This window comes from Bradyrhizobium sp. (genome assembly GCF_027307225.1).
Classification (GTDB): Bacteria; Pseudomonadota; Alphaproteobacteria; order Rhizobiales; family Xanthobacteraceae; genus Bradyrhizobium.
In genome coordinates this window covers 1-18,737 of record NZ_DAHUXJ010000105.1, presented here as the reverse complement: position 1 = coordinate 18,737, position 18,737 = coordinate 1, and the positions used below count along the sequence as shown (strand labels likewise).

18 protein-coding genes are annotated in these 18,737 nt (G+C 63.1%); 13 read left to right on the top strand and 5 right to left on the bottom strand.

The genetic code is table 11. The features are described 5' to 3' along the window. Nucleotides 1–6: 6 nt before the first annotated feature. The gene (locus M6D32_RS18480; RefSeq protein WP_298258811.1) at nucleotides 7–1,761 is read right to left on the bottom strand and encodes an NAD(P)/FAD-dependent oxidoreductase; all 1,755 of its coding nucleotides are present in this window, start codon (nucleotides 1,759–1,761) and stop codon (nucleotides 7–9) included. An 80-nt stretch (nucleotides 1,762–1,841) separates the two neighbouring features. Then, nucleotides 1,842–2,570 (bottom strand): DNA-3-methyladenine glycosylase, encoded by a 729-nt coding sequence (locus tag M6D32_RS18475; RefSeq protein ID WP_298258809.1) that lies wholly within the window; start codon nucleotides 2,568–2,570, stop codon nucleotides 1,842–1,844. Nucleotides 2,571–2,607: 37 nt separating this feature from the next. Between M6D32_RS18475 and gluQRS the strand changes: the two genes are divergently transcribed. Both gluQRS and M6D32_RS18465 read left to right on the top strand, forming a co-directional pair. Continuing rightward, complete coding sequence (gene gluQRS, locus M6D32_RS18470) at nucleotides 2,608–3,480, top strand: tRNA glutamyl-Q(34) synthetase GluQRS (RefSeq protein ID WP_298258807.1); 873 nt, start codon at nucleotides 2,608–2,610, stop codon at nucleotides 3,478–3,480. Between the two features lie 106 nt (nucleotides 3,481–3,586). Continuing rightward, nucleotides 3,587–4,843: an ATP-binding protein gene (locus M6D32_RS18465; RefSeq protein ID WP_298258805.1), complete on the top strand. Its 1,257-nt coding sequence runs from the start codon at nucleotides 3,587–3,589 to the stop codon at nucleotides 4,841–4,843. On the opposite strand, the gene M6D32_RS18460 is transcribed toward M6D32_RS18465, so the two are convergent. Further along, nucleotides 4,770–5,663, bottom strand: coding sequence for a YihY/virulence factor BrkB family protein (locus M6D32_RS18460; protein WP_298258803.1), 894 nt, complete (start codon nucleotides 5,661–5,663; stop codon nucleotides 4,770–4,772). The two genes, M6D32_RS18465 and M6D32_RS18460, sit on opposite strands and share 74 nt — an antisense overlap. A 120-nt stretch (nucleotides 5,664–5,783) precedes the next feature. Here M6D32_RS18460 and M6D32_RS18455 point away from each other — a divergent pair, with 120 nt between their 5' ends. The 7 genes from M6D32_RS18455 to M6D32_RS18425 all read left to right on the top strand — a co-directional run bounded on the left by M6D32_RS18455 (nucleotide 5,784) and on the right by M6D32_RS18425 (nucleotide 11,055). Next, a complete protein-coding gene (locus M6D32_RS18455; RefSeq protein ID WP_298258801.1) occupies nucleotides 5,784–5,981 on the top strand; it encodes a twin transmembrane helix small protein in 198 nt (65 codons plus the stop codon). 185 nt (nucleotides 5,982–6,166) lie between these two features. Next, nucleotides 6,167–6,739, top strand: a complete 573-nt coding sequence (locus M6D32_RS18450; protein WP_298258799.1) for a cob(I)yrinic acid a,c-diamide adenosyltransferase — start codon at nucleotides 6,167–6,169, stop codon at nucleotides 6,737–6,739. Nucleotides 6,740–7,028: 289 nt separating this feature from the next. Beyond that, on the top strand, nucleotides 7,029–7,778 hold the full coding sequence (locus tag M6D32_RS18445; protein ID WP_298258797.1) for an electron transfer flavoprotein subunit beta/FixA family protein: 750 nt from the start codon (nucleotides 7,029–7,031) through the stop codon (nucleotides 7,776–7,778). A 2-nt stretch (nucleotides 7,779–7,780) separates the two neighbouring features. Then, nucleotides 7,781–8,716: an FAD-binding protein gene (locus M6D32_RS18440; RefSeq protein ID WP_298258796.1), complete on the top strand. Its 936-nt coding sequence runs from the start codon at nucleotides 7,781–7,783 to the stop codon at nucleotides 8,714–8,716. Between the two features lie 31 nt (nucleotides 8,717–8,747). Further along, nucleotides 8,748–9,629 (top strand): 3-hydroxybutyryl-CoA dehydrogenase, encoded by an 882-nt coding sequence (locus tag M6D32_RS18435; RefSeq protein ID WP_298258794.1) that lies wholly within the window; start codon nucleotides 8,748–8,750, stop codon nucleotides 9,627–9,629. Between the two features lie 67 nt (nucleotides 9,630–9,696). After that, nucleotides 9,697–9,894: a putative motility protein gene (locus tag M6D32_RS18430; RefSeq protein ID WP_298258792.1), complete on the top strand. Its 198-nt coding sequence runs from the start codon at nucleotides 9,697–9,699 to the stop codon at nucleotides 9,892–9,894. Between the two features lie 312 nt (nucleotides 9,895–10,206). Continuing rightward, nucleotides 10,207–11,055, top strand: coding sequence for a fumarylacetoacetate hydrolase family protein (locus M6D32_RS18425; protein WP_298258790.1), 849 nt, complete (start codon nucleotides 10,207–10,209; stop codon nucleotides 11,053–11,055). 12 nt (nucleotides 11,056–11,067) lie between these two features. On the opposite strand, the gene M6D32_RS18420 is transcribed toward M6D32_RS18425, so the two are convergent. Beyond that, a complete protein-coding gene (locus M6D32_RS18420) occupies nucleotides 11,068–11,751 on the bottom strand; it encodes a TlpA disulfide reductase family protein (RefSeq protein ID WP_298258788.1) in 684 nt (227 codons plus the stop codon). A gap of 60 nt (nucleotides 11,752–11,811) precedes the next feature. On the opposite strand from M6D32_RS18420, the gene argH reads away from it, so the two are divergent. The 3 genes from argH (at nucleotide 11,812) to lysA (ending at nucleotide 14,895) form a co-directional block, all read left to right on the top strand. Continuing rightward, nucleotides 11,812–13,209, top strand: coding sequence for an argininosuccinate lyase (gene argH, locus M6D32_RS18415; RefSeq protein WP_298258786.1), 1,398 nt, complete (start codon nucleotides 11,812–11,814; stop codon nucleotides 13,207–13,209). A gap of 92 nt (nucleotides 13,210–13,301) precedes the next feature. Next, nucleotides 13,302–13,583: a lipoprotein gene (locus tag M6D32_RS18410; RefSeq protein ID WP_298258784.1), complete on the top strand. Its 282-nt coding sequence runs from the start codon at nucleotides 13,302–13,304 to the stop codon at nucleotides 13,581–13,583. Between the two features lie 46 nt (nucleotides 13,584–13,629). Beyond that, entirely contained in the window at nucleotides 13,630–14,895 is a 1,266-nt protein-coding gene (gene lysA, locus M6D32_RS18405) for a diaminopimelate decarboxylase (protein WP_298258781.1), read from the top strand. A gap of 164 nt (nucleotides 14,896–15,059) precedes the next feature. Here lysA and M6D32_RS18400 read toward each other — a convergent pair whose 3' ends face one another. Next, complete coding sequence (locus M6D32_RS18400; protein ID WP_298258779.1) at nucleotides 15,060–15,968, bottom strand: NAD(P)-dependent oxidoreductase; 909 nt, start codon at nucleotides 15,966–15,968, stop codon at nucleotides 15,060–15,062. Between the two features lie 232 nt (nucleotides 15,969–16,200). On the opposite strand from M6D32_RS18400, the gene M6D32_RS18395 reads away from it, so the two are divergent. After that, on the top strand, nucleotides 16,201–18,737 hold a 2,537-nt coding region (locus tag M6D32_RS18395; protein ID WP_298258777.1), incomplete at its 3' end, for a TIGR02302 family protein.

Genomic DNA, 18,737 nt, shown 5'->3' with positions numbered 1-18,737 from the left:
ACCAGGCTAAAGCAGTCCTTCCTCGATCGCCTTGATCTGCAGACCCAGGAATTTCGAATTGATGCGGCACTGCGCGAGGCTGCCGGCAATGAACCAAAGGCCTGGCTGGCCGGTGCGTGTATACATGTTGCGCAGTTCCTGCCCGTCGCCGTATCCCCAGATCGGGCCAACGCGCGCGGCGACCTCTTCGCCGAACAGCCGCGTCACCAGAACTTCCTGCGGCCTGTAGCCGGTTGCCAGAATGATGAGATCGGCGGCCAACTCCTCGCCATTCTTCATACGAACGCCGTCGGCGGCGAAGGCTTCAATGTCCGAGAACTGCCGAAGCGCGATTTCTCGCCGCGCCACCAGATCCGAGCAACCGACATTGAAATAATAACCGCCGCCGCGGGTCAGATATTTGAACTGCCAGCCAGTGTCGTCCTCGCCGTAATCCAGTGCGAACCCGACCGCCTTGAGCCCGTCGAGCAGGTCCTTGTCGAACTGCTTGGACTGCTCGGTGATCATCTGGTGGGTTCGCCGCGCCAATTTCAGCGGCATCGAGGTCGCGATCAGGTCGTTATCTTCCAGGGTGCCCTCGTTATAGGTCGCATAAGCGAGCTGCGCCGACGGTTCGATATTGGTGATCAGGGTCGGGCTGCGCTGCACCAGCGTCACCCTGGCGCCGCTCGAATGGAGGTCCTGGGCAATATCGTGGCCGCTATTGCCGGTACCGATCACCACGGCGCGCGTGCCCTTCCAGCTTTCGCCGTCGTCGTAGCGGCTGGAATGCAGCACCGTGCCGGAAAAATTCTTCAGTGTCGGGATATCCGGGATGTTGGGGATGCCGCTGACACCGGTGGCCATCACGACATGGCGCGGATGCATCGTACGCGTTGTGCCATCGCCTATCCGCAGCACGACCGACCAGCGGCCTTCCGCCGCGTCATAGGAGCCGCCTTCGAAGCCGCTGTCGGTCCAGAAATTCAGCTCCATGGCATCGACGTAGGCTTCGAACCAGTTGGCGAGCTTGTCCTTGGGGATATAGGTCGGCCAATTCGGCGGGAACGGCATGTAGGGCAGGTGATTGACCTGCACCTGGTTGTGCAGGGTCAGCGCGTGATAGCGCTTGCGCCAGTTGTCACCGATGCGTTTTTCGCGATCGACGATCAGCGTGTCAATTGACAGTTGCTTCAGCCGCGCGGCGATCGAAAGCCCGGCCTGTCCGCCGCCGACGACAAGCACAGTGGGGTCGCGGTCGGCATAAGCTGAGGCTGCCCGGCGCAGGTCGAGCCAGTTAGGCCCGCGAAAATCGCGCGAGTAAGACTGGCCGCGCGGGCGCGCCGAGCCAATTGATTCCTCGAAACCCTTCAATTCCTCAAGCGCGGTGAGCAGCGTCCAGCCCTTGAGCCGGTTGCCGTCATCGGCGTCGGGGATAAGCCTGAGGATGCCGTGGCCACGGCCTTCCCTGGTTTCAAACCCAAAGATCGCCTCGATCGTCTCGGTGCCCGCGCGCTGCACACGGCGCGGCGGCGCGCGATCGGCATCGATCTTGAACGAACGAGGCGCTACGCGGCGGGCAAGAACAGGCAGCTCGTTCAGGATGGCATCGAGCCCGTTCGCCGTTTGCAGGTTCCAGCTCAGCGCCAGCACGTCGCGCCAGAAACCATCGGGATGAAAGAGCGGACGAAGCGTCCGGCTGTCGGGATGTTCGAGCGCGCGAGCGAATTCGGTCAGCCAGTTTTCGGCTGACGCGGCGATATCCTGTGTTCGATCGAGCATGCGACGGTCTCGCGGGGCCTTGTTCGGCGTTTTCCGGTACCAAAGCTATACCCTTTGCGAGCGAGCCAAAAGCGGCTTAGCTATGAGCGTTTTGCAACGGGGGATTTGTCTGAGACAGCCTTCTTTGAGGCTGCCTTGGTTGAATCAACCTTGGCCCCTGCAGCACCGCCGATTACGCCTTCGCGCCTCTTGATGGTGCGGTAATACGACCACCACAGATGCGCCGCAGCCCCACGCATCGGACGCCAGGGTTCGGCGATATCAGCCATTTCCTTCGGCGTTGGACGTTTCTTTAGTCCGAACCCGATTTTCACAGCCTCCTGCACGGCGAGGTCGCCTGCCGGCCACGCATCGCCATGGCCGAGGCAAAACAGCAGGTACACGTCGGCTGTCCAGGGGCCGATGCCGTGCAGCGAGACCAGCGTGTGATGCGCGGCGTCGGCCTCCTCGTTAGCGAGCATATCGAGATTGAGCCGCTCCGCGGCGATCTCGCGCGCCAAATTCTTCAGCGTCTTGATTTTCGCCGCCGACAGGCCGAGCCTGCCGAGGCGATCAGCACGGGCGCGGCGGAACCCATCGTGATGGAATGGATCGAACGCGGCGGTCAGACGCGCCCAGATTGCTGACGCACTTGCGGTCGAAAGCTGCTGGCCGCAGACGATATGGGCAAGGCCCACGAAGCCGGGTTCGCGCCGCCGCAGCGCGGGCATGCCTGCAACCGCAAACACCGGCTGAAGCCGGGGGTCCAGTTGCAGAAGCGCGTGCATCGCCTCTTCGAGGTCGGTCTGGCTGTTGAGGTGGAGGGTCATTGCGACTTAAAACCATCACCTATTGAGACCGAGATCAATGCCGCCACCCGTTTTCCGCTTTGCGCCGAGCCCGAACGGCTATCTGCACCTCGGACATGCCTTTTCGGCGCTCCTGAACGCCGATCTCGCGCGCGAGTCCGGCGGACGGTTCCTGTTGCGCATCGAGGATATCGACGCAACGCGTTGTAAACCGGAATTCGAGACCGCGATCTACGAAGATCTCGCCTGGCTCGGGATGAGCTGGGAAACACCGGTGTGGCGGCAATCGGAGCACCTTGCCGGTTACCGCGATGCGGTCGAGAAACTCTCGGCCGAGGGACTGGTTTATCCCAGCTTTGAAAGCCGTCTCGACATTGCGAAATTGATCGCAGAGCAGAACATCCCCCACGGATGGCCGCGTGATCCCGACGGTGCGCCGCTTTATCCAGGGACGGCCCGTGCTCTCGGGCCCGAGGAGCGGGAGCGGCTGCTGCAATCCGGCGCGCCGTATGCGCTGCGGCTCGACATGTCCGCCGCCTGTGCCCAGGCCGGCGATCTTTCCTGGACCGAGCGAGGCGAAGGCCCGAAAGACGAAACCGGTACGGTCGCGGCCGATCCCGCCGCGTGGGGCGACGTCATCATCGCGCGCAAGGAGATGCCGACCAGTTATCACCTCTCGGTCGTGCTCGACGACGCGCTGCAAGGCGTCACGGAAGTGGCGCGCGGACAGGATCTGTTCTGGTCAACCAGCGTGCATCGGCTGTTACAGGAGCTGCTAGGGCTGCCCCAGCCCACCTACCGCCACCACCGCCTCATTCGTGACGCCGCAGGGCAAAAGCTATCCAAATCGACCGACGCCACTAGCCTTCGCGAATTGAGAGCCGTGGGAGCGAGCCCAGCCGAAATTCGCCGCCGGATCGGCCTTGCCTGAACGTTTGCTTACCTTGCCAACAACCTGTTTGCCGTCACGTCGCGCTTCGGCGTGACTCAATCCACCCGGACGTGCCATGGTGTGGAAAGCCAGGATTGGGGGAATCATGGCATCGAGTTCGCGCCTGCGGCGCAGTGAGCGGCGGTTGAAAAAAACTCGGCCGAAAAAGCGAAAGACGGCAGCCGGCAAGCCGCGCAGGGCCGTCACCAAAAAGGCCAGCAAGACGGCCGCCCCCGGCATTGTTGAGACGGCGCTCGCTGCCTTCGCGCATGAGGTCCGCACGCCGCTGACCGGCATTCTGGCCATCAGCGATCTTCTCGCGACATCCGAGCTCGGCGAGCGGGAACGGCGCTGGGTCGATACCATCAAGGCCGGCGCCGAGCACCTGGCGAGCCTTGCAACCCTGTTCGTCGACGCCGCCCGAAGCGGACACGCCGGCTTTGGTGTCCAACAGGATTTTTTCGATCTGCGGACGCTCGCTCACAGCGCCGGCGGTTCGCTGGCGGGCCGGGCGACCGCCAAGGGTCTGCAGTCGAAGGTCGACATCTCGGAGAAGCTGCCGACTTTCGTCACCGGCGATCCCGTTCGCCTGCGCGCGGCGCTGGAAAACCTGATCGACAACGCCACCAAGTTCACCGAGCACGGCGGCGTGGCGTTGACCGTGCGGCCGACCGGCGAAGCGAAGGGCAAGGTCGGCGTGGCCTTTGCTGTTTCCGACAGCGGCATCGGTTTGACGCTCCAGGAAATCAAGCGGCTGTTTCGTCCCTTTTCGCAGGCCAATGTCAAAATTGCCGCCCGCTTCGGCGGCGCCGGGCTTGGCCTGTCGTCGGTCAAGCAACTCGCGCGCGCGATGGGCGGCGATATCGAAGTCACGCCACAGCGCGGCGGCGGGACCACGTTCACGCTAACGGTAAAGTTGGACCTCGCCGAGGCCTCTCCGTCGCAGTCGGGTCATGACGTGGACCGATCGCAGGATCGCGCGCGGGGCCTGCACGTTCTGAGCGTCGAGGATAATCCGTTCGGCCGGGTCGTGCTCAACGCGGTCCTTACCGAGCTTGGTCATCAGACGGAGTTCATCGGCCGGGGCGAGGACGCTGCCGGCCGCATCGTGCAAGGCGGCTTCGATGCGGTGCTGATGGACATGGTGCTTCCGGGGATCGACGGCATCGAGGCGATCCGCCGCATCCGCGCGCTCGGCGCACCCTATGGCGGCACCGCGATCATCGGCGTCTCGGGCCGCAGCGCCGACGAGGCTGCCGCGCGCGGGGCGGGCGCGGACGCCTTTCTGGTCAAGCCCGTGTCTCCGAGGGCCTTAGCGATTGCGCTGCTTGAAGTGACATGCCGCGCGGCAAGCGCGACTTGATGATCGCCGCGTTCAGCTCTCCGCCGTAGACGAAGATCGCGGCCATGAAATAAAGAAAAACCAGCGCGATGATGACCGAGGCGAGGCCGGCATACATCGTGACGTAGTTGTTGGCGAAACGCGCCAGATACTGCCCGAACACCGTGCCTGAAATGATGGAAGCGATCAGCGTGAAGATAATGCCGGGCAGGATTTGCAGGAACGACCGGCGGCCGGCCGGCAGCCACGCATGCAGAACAAATAGTGCGATCACCAGCGCCAGGATCGTAATGCTGTAGCGGGCGATGTTGAGGAGCTTTTCGTTGCTTTCGACGATGATCGGAATATGCCGGCGAGCGGCCTCAACCATCAGAGGGCCAAGCACGATCAGGAACGCCATTGCGAGCGAGGTGAAGGCGGCGACAAGCGTATAGCCGATCGATTCCAGCCGCAGCCAATACCATCGGCGCGGCTCGATCACCGCATAGGCGCGGTTAAGCGCAACGCGAAGCGCCTCGACGCCGTTGGAGGCGAAGTAAACCGCTAGCACCGCGCCGATCGTGAGGATGTCGCCGCGGGTCGTGGTGAGCACGTCGTGGATTTGGCCCGCCAACGTATCGGCGACCTGCCTCGGCCAGACCTGAAGCAGAAGCTGTGCAGCCTGATCGGCGAGTTCCTTGGAGCCGAAGAAGCCCGCAAGCGACGTCAGCACGATCAGGAACGGAAACAGCGCCATCAAGGTCGACAGCGCGATGTGGCTCGCAATTGCCCAGCCGTCATCGGCCAGGAACGTGTAGAAGGCGTCGAGGCCGACGTGAAAGACGTAGCGAATCAGCCGCACCACGGACCCTCAGCGTGAGTTAGCCAAACTACCTTCTGACATTATCCCGCCAAAAGCCAGAGTTGCCATGTTGATGCCCGGCGATTGGCGTACCGGCGGTCGCGGTGTTATGTAGGGTGCATGGCTTCTTTTCTTGGTACGTTTATCGTCCCCATCGCAGTGGCCGCAGTTGCGCTGGTGCTGCTCATGGGTCTTCTCAACATGATGCGGGGCGGTTCGCCGAACCGCTCCCAGAAATTGATGCAGCTGCGCGTGCTGCTCCAGTTCGTCGCGATCGTCGTCATCATGGTTACGGTCTGGGCGATGGGTCATCGCTAGCTACACGAGCGGAGACTAGTGCGGCGAATTTGAAGTTCCTATCAGTTTCGCCGCGGGTCCGTTGTAGGAACTTCAAATTCAAGAGCCGCACTATCAGCTATATTATTGTAGAGCTCCTTTGATTCCGAAGTTCGCATCAGAGGTTGCCGCACTAGCTTGCGAACTTCGGAATCGGAGCTCTAGCCATGGTCATCCTCAATCGCATCTATACGCGAACCGGCGATGACGGCACGACTGCGCTCGGCAGCGGCGAGCGCCGTCCGAAATATGATTTGCGGATCGCGGCCTACGGCACCGTCGATGAGACCAATGCCGCGCTCGGCGTCGTCCGGCTTCATCTTAGCCAAGCCCCCGCACTCGACGCGATGCTGGGGTTGATTCAAAACGACCTGTTCGATCTCGGCGCCGACCTTGCGGTGCCCCAGCGCGAGGGCAAGGCCGAGCGCCTGCGCGTCCTCGCCAGCCAGGTCGAGCGCCTCGAGCGCGATATCGACCGCCTGAATGCGGACCTTCAGCCCTTGAACTCGTTCGTGCTGCCGGGCGGCACGCCGGCCGCCGCTTACCTGCATCTGGCGCGCACCATTTGCCGGCGGGCGGAACGGATCATGGTGGAACTCGCGTCCCAGCCGAATGAGCCGGTTGGGGACGCCGCCATTCAGTATATGAACCGGCTGTCGGACTTCCTGTTCATCGCCAGCCGCACGGCCAACGGCAATGGCGTCGGGGACGTGTTGTGGGTGCCCGGCCAGAACCGCTAGAGGTGCAGGCATCCGGGGGCGATTTTTGGCCCTCTCCACTCCGCTAATGCGGTGAATTTGAAGTTCCTATCAGTTTCGCAGTAACCTCGTCATAGGAACTTCAAATTCTAAACCGCACTAGAATCATATATTTGGCTAGTGCTCCTTTGATTCCGAAGTTCGTAAACGTGGAGCCGCAATATGGTACGAACTTCGGAATCGGAGCACTAGCGTTGACCGGGGTGGGCCGGCGCTTTAGGTTCCGCGCCTCAAGCTGTGAAATCATCGTGTTGCGGATGAAAGAGGGTCGATGAAGGTCCTGGTACCGGTAAAACGAGTGGTCGATTACAACGTCAAGGTCCGCGTCAAGAGCGATGGAACCGGCGTTGAACTGGCCAACGTGAAGATGTCGATGAACCCGTTCGACGAGATCGCCGTTGAGGAGGCCCTGCGCCTGAAAGAGGCCGGCAAGGCCACCGAGGTGGTGGTGGTTTCGATCGGGCCGGCACAGGCGTCAGAAACCATCCGCACCGGGCTTGCGATGGGGGCCGACCGCGGCATCCTGGTCAAGGCCGAGGGGAACGTCGAGCCGCTGGCGGTCGCGAAAATCCTCAAGGCGGTGGCCGATGAAGAAAAGCCGGGGCTTGTGATCCTGGGCAAGCAGGCGATCGACGATGACTCCAACCAGACCGGACAGATGCTGGCGGCCCTGCTTGGATGGTCGCAGGCGACCTTTGCTTCCAAGCTTGAGGTCGACGGCGCCGATTTCAAGGTGACGCGCGAGGTCGACGGCGGCCTGCAGACCGTGAAGCTCAAGGGCCCGTCGATCGTCACGACCGACCTGCGATTGAATGAGCCGCGCTACGCGAGCCTGCCGAACATCATGAAGGCCAAGAAGAAGCCGATCGCTGACAAAAGCGCATCGGATTACGGCATCGACCTGACGCCGCATCTCGAAATTCTCAAGACGTCCGAACCGCCGGGCCGCAAGGGCGGCGTCAAGGTCAAGGACGTCGCCGAGCTGGTATCGAAGCTCAAGACCGAAGCGGGAGTTCTCTAGAGATGACTACGCTTCTGATCGCTGAACACGACAACGCATCGATCAAGGATGCGACCCACAAGGCGCTGACGGCGGCCACCGCCCTCGGTGGCGACGTGCATGTGCTGGTCGCCGGCGAAAACGCCAAGGCGGCGGCGGACGCGGCGGCGAAGCTTTCCAGCGTCAAGAAGGTCCTGCTGGCCGACAATGCTGCTTACGCGCATGACCTGGCGGAACCCCTGGCTGCGCTGGTCGTCTCGCTTGCCGGGGGCTATGACGCCTTCGTTGCGCCAGCGACCTCGCGCTTCAAGAACGTCATGCCGCGCGTCGCCGCGCTGCTCGACGTGATGCAGGTGTCGGAGATCATCAAGGTGGTTTCGCCCGACACCTTCGAGCGGCCGATCTATGCCGGCAACGCGATCCAGACCGTCAAGTCGAAGGACGCCAAAAAGGTCATTACGGTGCGGACCTCGACCTTTGCAGCCACCGGCGATGGCGGCAGCGCGCCGGTGGAGAATGCGGCCGGGGCGGCCGATCCCGGTCTTTCCAGCTTTGTCGGCGAGGAGGTCGCCAAGAGCGACCGTCCCGAACTGACCTCGGCGAAGATCATCGTGTCCGGCGGCCGCGCGATGCAGAGCCGTGAGAACTTCAGCAAATATATCGAACCGCTCGCCGACAAGCTCGGGGCAGCCGTCGGCGCTTCGCGTGCCGCGGTTGATGCCGGCTATGCGCCGAACGACTGGCAGGTCGGTCAGACCGGCAAGGTGGTGGCACCTGAACTCTACATTGCCATCGGCATTTCCGGGGCGATCCAGCATCTGGCCGGCATGAAGGATTCCAAGGTGATCGTGGCGATCAACAAGGATGAGGACGCACCGATTTTCCAGGTTGCCGATTACGGTCTGGTGGCCGACCTGTATCAGGCGGTTCCAGAGCTGACCGAGGCGATCGGAAAGTAGGGGTGCGACAAGGGGCAAACGGCGCGATAAGATGGCGGTCATGATAAAGAAAATCGGCGTGATCGGTTCGGGCCAGATGGGCAACGGCATCGCGCATGTCTCGGCCCTCGCGGGCCTCGACGTGGTGCTCAACGACCTCTCTGCCGATCGCTTGAAGTCGGCGATGGCGACCATCAACGGCAACCTGTCACGGCAGGTCGCCAAGAAGGCCATCACCGACGACGCGCGCAAGCAGGCGCTGGAGCGCATCGCGCTGTCCGAAACCATGGACGGCCTTGCCGACTGCGATCTCGTGATCGAGACCGCGGTCGAGAAGGAAGACGTCAAGCGCAAGATCTTTCACGATGTCTGTGCGCTGTTGAAGCCCAGCGCCATCGTCGCCTCCAATACCTCGTCTATCTCGATCACCCGGCTCGCCGCTTCGACCGACCGGCCCGAGCGTTTCATCGGCATTCATTTCATGAATCCGGTGCCTTTGATGGAGCTCGTCGAGCTGATCCGCGGCATCGCCACCGACGATACGACCTTCGACGCCGCCAGGGAATTTGTCACCAGGCTCGGCAAGCAAGTCGCGGTGTCGGAGGATTTTCCCGCCTTCATCGTCAATCGCATTCTGCTGCCGATGATCAACGAGGCGATCTATACGCTCTATGAAGGCGTCGGGAACGTCGAGGCGATCGATGCGGCCATGAAACTCGGCGCGCATCATCCGATGGGCCCGCTGGAGCTTGCCGATTTCATCGGCCTCGATACCTGCCTCTCGATCATGCAGGTGCTGCATGAGGGGCTGGCCGATTCCAAGTATCGCCCGTGTCCGCTCTTGGTGAAATATGTCGAAGCCGGCTGGCTGGGACGCAAGACCCAGCGCGGCTTCTACGACTATCGCGGCGACAAGCCGGTTCCGACCCGCTAATTCGCGCAATCTCCAGCATTCGTTAACGCTTCCCGCCTAGCCTGTCGGCGTTTCGGGAGTGGTGCGTATGGACGTAGCAAGTTTGGCCATGAGTTTGATTGCGATGCAGGCGGGTAACACCCAGCAGCAGATCGCGACCGCCGCCCTGAAATCCAACATCGATTCCGAGAAATCCTCGGTCCTGACCCTCCTGGGGGCCGGATCGTCGCCCTCGCTCGCCAATCTCGGCGCCGGCATCGGCGGCAATCTCAACATCTCGGCCTGATCTCTCCCAAGTCCCGTTCGGCCTGAATCCCCCGATCCGTGCGGAGCTGGCCTGATGTGCGCATTTCTGGGCCGTCGCGGCATTGTCCGACGTCGCCGCATGCGATAGCGAAAGGCTAGTGGTCCGATTCTAGCATTTGCATCCCGGTGAAGCTGGCACTTTTGCAAATGTTAGAATCAAAGGACCACTAGCGAAGTATAAGTTTCTAGTGGAGTTTTGGATTTGACATTCGCTTTGTGCATTCCCGGTTAGCGGGGAGCGAATGTCAAATCCAAAACTCCACTAGCCTCACGCTATTTCCAGGGACAACAGATGAAGTTCGCGAGTTTTGAGATCAACGGCGCCAGCAGCTGGGGCCTCATCGACGGTAACGACGCGGTCGATCTCGGCGCTGCCCTGCGCGATCGCTTTGCCGATCTGAAATCGGCCATCGCCGCGGACGCCCTCACCGAGGCCGCCAAATCCGCCGGCAAGGCTGCGCGGCATCCGCTTGCCAAGATCACCTGGCTGCCCGTGATTCCCAACCCCGACAAGATCCTCTGCATCGGCCTCAATTACGAGAACCACCGCAAGGAGACCGGCCGCGACGAGGTCGCCAATCCCACCGTGTTCGGCCGTTTCGCCAACAGCCAGACCGGACACCTGTCCAGCATCGTCCGGCCGAAGGTGTCGACCGATCTCGATTATGAGGGCGAACTGGCGCTCGTCATCGGCAAGCCGGGCCGCTACATCTCGCGCAAGGACGCCTGGGGCTACATCGCCGGATACGCCTGCTACAACGAGGGCAGCGTGCGCGACTATCAGCGTCACACCCATCAGTTCACGCCGGGCAAGAATTTTCCGAACACCGGCGCCTTCGGCCCGTGGCTGGTTACTCCGGACGAAGCCGGCGATCTCGGACCGCTCCGGCTGCAGACCCGCCTCAACGGCGAGGTGGTTCAGGATACGACCATCAGCCAGATGATTTTCGATATTCCGCGCCAGATCGAGTACTGCTCGGCCTTCACGCGGCTCGAGCCGGGCGACGTGATCGTGACCGGAACGCCAGGCGGCGTCGGCTCCCGCCGTACTCCGCCGCTGTGGATGAAGGCAGGCGATGTGGTCGAGGTCGAGATCGACCGGATCGGCCTGTTGCGCAACAACGTCGCGGACGAGGCCTGAGGTCCTTCCCGGTCAGGAGCCCGTCGAGGTCGCCGCCCTGATCAGCTTGGTGGCGTCGTCGCTGTCCCATTCGGCAGGGCCGGCGATGGTTGCGATCTCGCAGCCGTTGCCATCGACAAGCACCGAGGTCGGCATGCCCAAGGCCCGGCCTATCGACTTAAGATCCTGAAAAACCTTGGCTTTATCGTCGCTAAAGTAGCCGAGCCGGGTCAGCTTGGCCTCTTTCAGGAAATTCCTCGGCTTTTCGGGATCCCGGGTATCGATATTGATTGCCACCACCTGGAAATCCTTGCCGCCGAGCTTGGCCTGCAGGCGATCCAGCGCAGGCATTTCCCTGCGGCAGGGTACACACCAGGTGGCCCAGAGGTTCACCAGCACGATCTGGCCGCGCCAGTCCGAGAGCTTCTTCGGCTTTCCGTCAGCGTCCTCGAAGGCGAGGTCCGGCAGCCGCAGCGGCGCCGTCGCCATCGTCAACGCGGCCACCTCGCCATGGGCAAGCGGGGCGATCCTTTTCGACAGACTGACGGCAGGCGCGCATGCGGCCGCGTCGCCCGACACGTTGCGCTTGAGCCCGCCGAGCCCGTATACCCCCCCAAGTCCGACCACCGCGCCGACCAGGACCGCCCCGATCACATAGGGTATGCGGTTGAATGGGGCCGGGGCAGGCGAGGGGCTTTCGGGCATATCGTTTGTCATCACGGTTCAGATACGGCTATTGGAAGGCTTCGGTTACACCAAAGCGGCGAGCAATTGGTCATGAGCAACAAGATGTGGGGCGGGCGGTTCACCGAGCGTCCCGATGCGATCATGGAGGAAATCAACGTCTCCATCGACGTCGACCGTCACATGTACGCCCAGGACATCGCCGCGTCCAAGGCCCATGCCGTCATGCTGGCCGCGCAAGGGATCATTACGGCAAACGATGCGAAAAATATCGCCAAGGGTCTAGACACGATTTTGTCAGAGATCGGCAAGGGATCGTTCGATTTCAAGCGCGCGCTCGAAGATATTCATATGAACGTCGAGAGCCGGCTTGCCGACCTGATCGGGCCCGCCGCGGGCCGCCTGCATACCGCGCGTTCGCGCAACGACCAGGTGGCGACGGATTTTCGCTTGTTCGTTCGCGACACCATCGACGAGACGGATCGGGCGCTGGCTGCGTTCCAGCAGGCGCTGGCGCAGCGTGCTCTGGAACATGCGGCAACCGTCATGCCCGGCTTTACCCATCTGCAAACCGCCCAGCCGGTCACCTTCGGTCATCATCTGCTCGCCTATGTCGAGATGGCATCGCGCGACCGTGGTCGTTTCGCCGATGCGCGCCAGCGCCTCAACGAATCGCCGCTGGGCGCGGCGGCGCTCGCCGGTACCTCGTTTCCGATTGATCGCGCGGCAACGGCCAAGGCCCTTGGCTTCGACCGGCCGATGGCCAATTCGCTCGATGCGGTATCCGACCGCGACTTCGTTATTGAAACGCTGTCGGCCGCGGCGATCTGTTCGGTGCATCTGTCGCGCTTTGCCGAGGAGATCGTGATCTGGACCTCGCCGCTGGTCGGGTTGATTCGGCTTTCGGACAAGTTCACCACCGGCTCCTCGATCATGCCGCAGAAGCGCAATCCCGATGCGGCCGAACTGGTGCGCGCGAAAACCGGCCGCGTGATCGGCGCGCTCAATGCGTTACTCATCGTGATGAAGGGCCTTCCGCTCGCCTATCAAAAGGACATGCAGGAGGACAAGTTGGGCGCGATGGAAGCGTTTGGCGCGCTGTCGCTGGCGATTCGCGCCATGACCGGCATGGTTCTCGACATGGTGCCGGACGAGGCCCGCATGAAGCTTGCGGCCGGCGAGGGTTATGCGACGGCGACTGACCTTGCGGATTGGCTGGTGCGGACGCTGAAAATGCCGTTCCGCGACGCGCACCACGTCACGGGTCGGATTGTGGCGAAGGCCGCAAGCGATGGCGTTGCCCTGCACGAGTTGCCGCTGAAAGCGATGCAGGCGATCGAGCCAGACATCACCAGGGACGCGCTTTCCGTGCTGTCGGTGGAGGCCTCGGTGAAGAGCCGGACCAGTTTTGGCGGCACGGCGCCGAAGAATGTCGCCGCGCAGGCCAAAGCATGGCTCAAGCGGTTGGAAAAAGAGCGAAAGTTAGGCTGAGTTACAATTCTTTACCGGAAATTCAGCGCCGTGTGGCTCTCGCCAGAACCAATCAATCTTTGTATGGTGCGGCCCGCATTGGGGATTTTGACGTGACTCGGAACGACCGCTCGAGCTACCGCTGGGCTCTCATCCTGCTGGGCGCCGCCGCGTTGACGCTGGGCGGCTGCGGACGCAAGGGGCCGCTCGATTTGCCGCCGACCGCGTCATCGCAACTGCAACAGCCGGTCGCCGCGGTTCAGGCAGATCCGAACGCGCCCCCGCAAGCCAGCGCTCCGAACCTGTTCAATCCGAACAACAGCGGTCAGCTGCCAACCGCAGGCAGAGGTCCAAAACGGCCGTTCGCTCTCGATCCGCTTCTGAACAGCAACTAAGCTTGGTGCGGCGGATGTGTCCGCCGCCACTCTGTGGAAAATCATCATGAATCACTTCGATTATCGCAACGGCGTGCTGCACGCCGAGGCGGTCAGCATGGTGGAACTCGCCGACGCGGTCGGAACGCCGTTCTATTGCTATTCGACCGCGACGCTGGAGCGTCACTACCGCGTGTTCAGCGAGGCCTTTGCCGGCGAGAAGGCGCTCGTCTGTTACGCGCTGAAGGCGAATTCCAACCAGTCGGTGCTGCGCACGCTGGCAAAGCTCGGCGCCGGCGCCGACGTGGTCTCGGGCGGCGAACTCAAGCGCGCGCTCGCTGCCGGCATTTTGCCCGAGCGGATCGTGTTTTCAGGCGTTGGCAAGACCGAAGCCGAACTGCGCGCGGCGCTTGCGGCCGACATCCTCAGCATCAACGTCGAGTCCGAACCCGAACTTGAATTGCTGTCACGTTTGGCAAGTGCGCTGGGAAAGACGGCGCGGATTTCGGTTCGCGTCAATCCGGATGTCGATGCCGGCACGCACGCAAAGATCTCGACCGGCAAGTCCGAAAACAAGTTCGGCATTCCGCTGACGCAGGCGCGCGGCGTCTACGCGCGCGCAGCCAAGCTGCCGGGCATTCGCGTGCACGGCGTCGATGTGCATATCGGCAGCCAGATTACCGATCTCGTGCCGCTCGAAGCGGCTTTCCGGCTGCTGGCCGAATTCGTGCAAACGCTGCGCGCCGACGGCCACGCCATTTCGCATGTCGATTTCGGCGGCGGTCTCGGCATCCCCTACCACATGGACCGGCAAGCTCCGCCAGTGCCGTCGGCCTATGCCGCGATGGTGAAGCGGGTGACGCACAATCTCGGCTGCTCGCTGTTGTTCGAGCCCGGCCGGATGATTGTCGGCAATGCGGGAATTCTGGTTTCGCGCGTGACCTATGTGAAGCAGGGCGAAGCGAAGAAGTTCGTCATCATCGATGCCGCGATGAACGATCTGATCCGCCCGACGCTGTATGAGGCACACCACGATATCCTGCCGGTCCGCGCCACGCCGAAGGGTACGCCGGAGATCACCGCCGATGTGGTCGGGCCAGTATGTGAAACCGGCGACTACCTCGCGCTCGGCCGCTCCATGCCGGAACCCCAAGCAGGCGACCTGCTCGCTATCATGACCGCCGGTGCCTATGGCGCGGTGCAGTCCGGCACCTACAACACGCGCGCACTGGTGCCGGAAGTGCTCGTCAAGGACGATCAATACGCCGTGGTGCGCCCGCGCGTTGAGGTCGATGCGCTGATTGCGATGGACCGGCCGGCGCCGTGGCTGTAGCTCTCGTGTCCCGGGCGCACTGCGGCGCGAAGTGCCGCTGTGCAGAACCGGGACCCACCCACATCCGCCAATGTTGGACCCCGGATCAGCAACGCATCGCCATAGCGCGTCGAAGACGCGCGTGAACGCGATTATGGCGCTGCGTTGCGTCCGGGTAACGCAAACTATTTCCCCGCAATCCCGCCCTTGCCGCCGCCGACCACCACACCGGCTTTCTTTTCGATCGGCTTGATAGCCGAGGTGAAGTCGGAATCGGCGCCTGCTTCGCGGATCACCACTTCCCACAAGCGTCCCACGGCTTCGGCGACTTCCATCGAAAGCCCGAGCGATTTCATCTCTTCGAGCGCCAGCCGCACATCCTTGACCATCAATCCGGTGGCAAAGCCGAAGTCGAAACTGCGCGGCAGGATCGAGCGGGGAAACTTGTCGCGGCTTGCCGTGTTCATCCCCGAGCCCGAATTGATCACGTCGATCATGATCGCAGGATCGAGCCCGGCTTTCACGCCCATCACCACGGCCTCGGAGGTCGCCACCATCGCCGTCGCGGACAGGAAGTTGTTGGCGAGCTTCATGGTCTGGCCCGCGCCCGGCTTTTCACCGATGAAGAACACGTTGCCGATTACCTCCAGCGCCGGCTTGATCGCCTCGAAGTCAGCGCGCGGGCCCGACACCATGACCGCGAGCGTGCCCTTCTCGGCGCCACCGACACCGCCCGAGACGGGGCAGTCGATCTGGACCACGTTGCGCTTGGCGAGAATGCCGTGGATCCGCACCGCCATCTGCGAACCGACAGTGGAGAGATCGACGAAGCGCTTTACGCGGCTGCCTTCGATGACGCCATCCTTTCCGGTCGCAACGTCGAGCGAGGCCTGCAGCGAGGGCAGGCTCGCCATCACGGTCTCGGCGCGGTCAGCAACGTCCTTCGGCGAGGAAGTCGCCCTGGCGCCGAGCGCAACCAGTTTATCCATGACCTCTCTGCGGGAGTCGAAAACGAAAAGCTGATGTTTGGCCTCGATCAGGCGCCGCGCCATGGGAAACCCCATGTTGCCAAGGCCAATAAATCCGATGTCCATGCTCACACCTTGCAGATTTGACGACGATTTCGACAGGCGCGCTGCGCCGGCGTCAGCCGCGCGCGCTAAAGGAACTCCGAGCGGGCGGCGCCAGTTAACGTTACGTGGACGTGCAGGCACAGTCACGCCTTCGTGCTATGCGATAAGCCGGGTGTGGGCTACCCGGCTTGCGTGGATGCCTCACGGTTGCCGTTGTGTTAGGCTGGGGTTGCCGGGCAACCTGGAGAGATGATTGAGCGGACCCACCCCCGTTTCGCCGGAGCCGGAACTTAAGCCCGATGCAGTCTCGCGGCTGCGGATCGCGCAGGTGCTGCGGCGGGCTGAATATGCAATCGCGTGGGAAAGAAGCTGGCCGCATCTGGCGCGGTTTCTGACCGTCGCCGGTCTGTTTCTGGTGGCGTCCTGGGCGGGGCTTTGGCTGATTCTGCCTTTCGCCGCCCGCGCCATCGGGCTTGGCCTCTTCCTGGTACTGGCGCTCGCGGCGCTGGCCCCTCTGGCATGGTTTCGCTGGCCGAGCCGCCAGGATGCGCTGGGGCGGCTTGATCGGGGTACCGGCATTCGCCATCGTCCGGCGACGACACTCACCGATACGCTGACGACGCAGGATCCGGTCGCGCTGGCGCTGTGGCAAGCGCAGCGCGAACGCACGCTGGCTTCGATCCGGCGCATCCGCGCCGGTCTGCCGTCGCCGCGGCTGGCCATTCACGATCCGTGGGCGCTTCGCGGCCTGATCGTGGTGCTGATGGTCGCAACCTATATCGCGGCCGGCGATGAACGAACGATTCGCGTTGCTGCTGCCTTTGACTGGAACGGGGTGTTTGCGGCCGATAACGTCCGGGTCGATGCCTGGGTGACGCCGCCGCTGTACACGGCAAAGCCACCGATCATCCTGTCAGCGGCGAACAAGGAGGCGACGCTTCCTGAGTCGGGTCCGCTGGCCGTGCCGACCGGCAGCACGCTGATCGTGCGCTCGAGCGGCGGCGCGCTCGACGTGGTGGCGGGCGGCGGAGTCACCGAAACGGCGCCGACAGAACAAGCTCCCAAGGGGACGAGCGAGAAGCATTTCACCATCACGGGTGATGGCACCGCGCACGTCCGCGCGCCGTCCGGCGAGCCGCAGTGGCGCTTCACTGCGTTGCCCGATCATCCCCCGACCATCGCGCTCGCCAAGGATCCGGAACGCCAGGCGCGAGGGGCGTTGCAGCTTTCTTACAAGGTCGAGGACGATTACGGCGTTACCGAAGCGCACGCCCGGTTCGCGGCCCGGAATGCAGCCGGCGAGGCGAGGCCGCTGTTCGATCCGCCGCAATTCTCCCTGGTGCTGCCGAATGTCCGGACCCGCAACGGCGTCGGTCAAACCGTTAAGGATCTCAGCGAAGACCCCTACGCGGGCGCCGACGTCAAGCTGACCCTGACGGCCAGGGACCAGGCCGGCAATGAGGGACATAGCGAGCCGTTCGAGATGCGCCTGCCGGAGCGGCTGTTCACCAAGCCGCTGGCGCGCGCGCTGATCGAGCAGCGCCGCATTCTGGCGCTTGACGCCAATCAGCGTCAGCCGGTCATCGACGCCCTGGAATCGCTGATGATCGCGCCCGAACTATTCATGCCGGAGGTCGGTCAATATCTCGGCCTGCGCAACGTCTCGCACGAGCTGGAGACGGCGCACACTGACGATGCCTTGCGCGGCGTGGTCGCGAGTATGTGGGCGCTCGCGGTCACGATCGAGGATGGCGACATCACCGATGTCGACAAGGCGCTTCGTGCGGCGCAGGACGCGCTCAAGGAGGCGCTGGAGCGCGGCGCCAGCGACGAAGAAATCAAGAAGCTCACCCAGGATCTGCGCGCGGCGCTCGATAATTTCATGCGTCAGCTCGCCGAACAGCTTCGCAACAATCCGCAAGCTCTGGCGCGGCCGCTCGACCCCAATGCCAGGATCATGCGCCAGCAGGACCTCCACAACCTGATCGACCGGCTGGAGCGGCTGTCGCGTTCCGGTGACAAGGACGCGGCCCGGCAGCTGCTCGATCAATTGCAGCAGATGCTGGAGGGCCTTCAACTGGCCCAGCCCGGCCAGTCCGGCGACAGCGACATGGAGCAGGCTCTGAACGAGCTCGGCGACATGATCCGCAAGCAGCAGCAACTGCGCGACAAGACCTTCAAGCAGGGCCAGGATTCCCGGCGTGACCGGCAACGCGGCAAGCAGGGCGATCAGGCCATGGGCGACCTCCAGCAGGACCAGCAGGGCCTGCGCGACCGCCTGAAGAAATTGCAGGAGGAATTGGCCAAGCGCGGCATGGGGCCAAACCAGCGCGGCCAGAAGGGGCAGCAGGGCCAGCAACCCGGGCAGGACGGCGATCAGCAAGCCGGCGATGACGGTGATAATCTTGGCGCGGCCGATAATGCGATGGGCGATGCCAGCGGCAAGCTTGGCGAGGGCAACCCCGATGGCGCCGTCGATGCGCAAGGCCAGGCGCTGGATGCGCTTCGCAAGGGGGCGCAGAACCTCGCCGACTCCATGCAGCAGCAGGACGGGGAAGGTCAGGGGAGTGCCCTTGGGAATCGTGCAGGCCGCCAGCAGGGCAATGGCCAGCAAAGCGATCCCCTGGGCAGACCCTTGCGCGGCAAGGATTTCGGCGACGATCTGACGGTGAAGATTCCCGGCGAGATCGATGTGCAGCGGGTGCGCAGGATTCTGGAAGAGCTTCGCCGGCGTGCCGCCGACCCGCTACGTCCGCAGATCGAACTCGATTACATCGATCGCCTGCTGAA

Bases quoted from the DNA above. Each gene is read 5' to 3' on its own strand.
- M6D32_RS18480 (WP_298258811.1), bottom strand. From the start codon at position 1,761: ATGCTCGATCGAACACAGGATATCGCCGCGTCAGCCGAAAACTGGCTG.
- M6D32_RS18475 (WP_298258809.1), bottom strand. From the start codon at position 2,570: ATGACCCTCCACCTCAACAGCCAGACCGACCTCGAAGAGGCGATGCAC.
- M6D32_RS18445 (WP_298258797.1), top strand. From the start codon at position 7,029: ATGAAGGTCCTGGTACCGGTAAAACGAGTGGTCGATTACAACGTCAAG.
- argH (WP_298258786.1), top strand. From the start codon at position 11,812: ATGAGCAACAAGATGTGGGGCGGGCGGTTCACCGAGCGTCCCGATGCG.
- M6D32_RS18425 (WP_298258790.1), top strand. From the start codon at position 10,207: ATGAAGTTCGCGAGTTTTGAGATCAACGGCGCCAGCAGCTGGGGCCTC.
- M6D32_RS18435 (WP_298258794.1), top strand. From the start codon at position 8,748: ATGGCGGTCATGATAAAGAAAATCGGCGTGATCGGTTCGGGCCAGATG.
- M6D32_RS18430 (WP_298258792.1), top strand. From the start codon at position 9,697: ATGGACGTAGCAAGTTTGGCCATGAGTTTGATTGCGATGCAGGCGGGT.
- gluQRS (WP_298258807.1), top strand. From the start codon at position 2,608: ATGCCGCCACCCGTTTTCCGCTTTGCGCCGAGCCCGAACGGCTATCTG.
- M6D32_RS18465 (WP_298258805.1), top strand. From the start codon at position 3,587: ATGGCATCGAGTTCGCGCCTGCGGCGCAGTGAGCGGCGGTTGAAAAAA.
- M6D32_RS18420 (WP_298258788.1), bottom strand. From the start codon at position 11,751: ATGACAAACGATATGCCCGAAAGCCCCTCGCCTGCCCCGGCCCCATTC.
- M6D32_RS18440 (WP_298258796.1), top strand. From the start codon at position 7,781: ATGACTACGCTTCTGATCGCTGAACACGACAACGCATCGATCAAGGAT.
- M6D32_RS18455 (WP_298258801.1), top strand. From the start codon at position 5,784: ATGGCTTCTTTTCTTGGTACGTTTATCGTCCCCATCGCAGTGGCCGCA.
- M6D32_RS18450 (WP_298258799.1), top strand. From the start codon at position 6,167: ATGGTCATCCTCAATCGCATCTATACGCGAACCGGCGATGACGGCACG.
- M6D32_RS18400 (WP_298258779.1), bottom strand. From the start codon at position 15,968: ATGGACATCGGATTTATTGGCCTTGGCAACATGGGGTTTCCCATGGCG.
- lysA (WP_298258781.1), top strand. From the start codon at position 13,630: ATGAATCACTTCGATTATCGCAACGGCGTGCTGCACGCCGAGGCGGTC.